This window comes from Rhizobacter sp. P2_H2, assembly GCF_056403375.1.
Genome location: NZ_JBFUFP010000987.1, coordinates 1 through 2,027 on the forward strand (window position 1 = coordinate 1; position 2,027 = coordinate 2,027).

Genomic DNA, 2,027 nt, shown 5'->3' on the forward strand with positions numbered 1-2,027 from the left:
GCTGAAGCTGAACTGCCGCCGGCTGCGCCTGATGTTCGACGTGGTGGAAGACCTCAACACGATGCCGCTCGCGGCACGGCTGGCCAAGCAGATCCTGCTGCTGTCGCGCAGCTATGGCATCGAGCAGGGCCAGGAGATCCGCATCGGGCTGCAGCTCGCGCAGGAAGACCTGGCGCAGCTGCTCGGCGCGTCGCGCCAGCGCGTGAACCAGGAACTGAAGGGCTTCGAGCGCGACGGCGCGGTGCGCATCGAGCCGACGCGGCTGGTGGTGCTGTCGAAGGACAAGCTGCTCGCGATTTCGGAACGCTGAGAATCGAGCGCTGACGCGCGAACGTTGACAGGACCGCATGGACGCCTACACCGGAACCAAACCCGTCGCCGAATCGCATGCGTTCGACATCGCCGCGCTGCAGGCCCACCTGCAGGCCGCGCTGCCGGGCTTCGCCGGGCCGCTGCAGGTCGAGCAGTTCAAAGGCGGGCAGTCGAACCCGACCTACAAGCTCGTGACGCCGTCGCGCTCGTACGTGATGCGCACCAAGCCCGGCCCCGCCGCGAAGCTGCTGCCGTCGGCACATGCGATCGAGCGCGAGTTCCGCGTGATGCGCGCGCTGCACGGCAGCGCCGTGCCGGTGCCCGAGATGCTGCTGCTGTGCGAGGACGAATCGGTGATCGGCCGCGCGTTCTACCTGATGGAGTTCATCCAGGGCCGCGTGCTGTGGGAGCAGTCGCTGCCCGGCTTCGAACCCGCCGAGCGCAGCCGCCTGTACGACGAGATGAACCGCGTGATCGCAGCACTCCACCAGGTGGATGTCGCCGCCGCGGGCCTGGCCGACTACGGCAAGCCGGGCAACTACTTCGAGCGCCAGATCGCGCGCTGGGGCAAGCAGTACCAGGCCTCGATCACGCAGCCGATCGACGCGATGGACGCGTTGATGCAGTGGCTGCCGGCCCACATGCCGGCCAGCGCGCGCGACGAATCGCAGGTGTCGGTGGTGCACGGTGATTTCCGGCTCGACAACCTGGTCTTCCACCCGAGCGAGCCGCGCGTGCTGGCGGTGCTCGACTGGGAGCTCTCGACGCTCGGCCACCCGCTGGCCGACTTCAGCTACCACTGCATGTCGTGGCACATCCCGCCCGGCGCGTTCCGCGGCATCGGCGGGCTCGACCTGGCCGCGCTCGGCATCCCGGGCGAGGCCGACTACGTGCGCCGCTACTGCGAACGCACCGGCCGCGCCGATCCGCAGGCGGTGATGGCCGACTGGAACTTCTACATGGCCTACAACCTGTTCCGCATGGCCGGCATCCTGCAAGGCATCGCGAAGCGGGTCGAGGACGGCACCGCCTCGAGCGCGCAGGCGCGCCAGGCCGCTGCCGGCGCGCGGCCGCTGGCCGAGATGGGCTGGCGCATTGCGCAACAAGGCACCTGACACGGCAACCGAGCACCTCCCGGAGACTTCCTCATGGACTTCAGCTACTCCCCGCGCACCCAGGAACTGCAGGCCCGCGTGGCCCGCTTCATGGACGAGCACGTCTTCCCGGCCGAGGCCGCCTTCAACGCCGAGATCGAGGCCAACACGCACGCCGGCAAGCGCTGGACGCCGCTGCAGCTGATCGAGGGACTGAAGACCAAGGCGCGCGCGCAAGGCCTGTGGAACCTGTTCCTGCCCGAGAGCGAGCTCGGCGCCGGCCTCACCAACCAGGAGTACGCGCCGCTGGCCGAGCTGATGGGCCGCGTGCCCTGGGCCAGCGAGGTGTTCAACTGCTCGGCGCCGGACACCGGCAACATGGAGACCATCGTGCGCTACGGCACGGCCGAGCACAAGAAGCGCTGGCTCGAGCCGCTGCTCGACGGCAAGATCCGCAGCGCGTTCGCGATGACCGAGCCCGATGTGGCCTCGTCGGACGCGACCAACATCGAATCGAGCATCCGCCGCGACGGCGACGAGTACGTGATCAACGGCCGCAAGTGGTGGATCTCGGGCGCCGGCGACCCGCGCTGCGCGGTCTACATCTTCATGGGCAAGACC

3 protein-coding genes are annotated in these 2,027 nt (G+C 69.0%); all 3 read left to right on the forward strand.

The genetic code is table 11. The annotated features are described in order from the left end of the window. On the forward strand, positions 1-310 hold a 310-nt coding region (locus AC1D15_RS29120; RefSeq protein WP_477828760.1), incomplete at its 5' end, for a Crp/Fnr family transcriptional regulator. A gap of 37 nt (positions 311-347) precedes the next feature. Continuing rightward, a complete protein-coding gene (locus AC1D15_RS29125) occupies positions 348-1,427 on the forward strand; it encodes a phosphotransferase family protein (protein ID WP_477828761.1) in 1,080 nt (359 codons plus the stop codon). 33 nt (positions 1,428-1,460) lie between these two features. After that, positions 1,461-2,027, forward strand: a 567-nt coding sequence (locus AC1D15_RS29130) for an acyl-CoA dehydrogenase family protein (RefSeq protein WP_477828762.1), incomplete at its 3' end; no start/stop codon positions are given.

Bases quoted from the DNA above. Each gene is read 5' to 3' on its own strand.
- AC1D15_RS29125 (WP_477828761.1), top strand. From the start codon at position 348: ATGGACGCCTACACCGGAACCAAACCCGTCGCCGAATCGCATGCGTTC.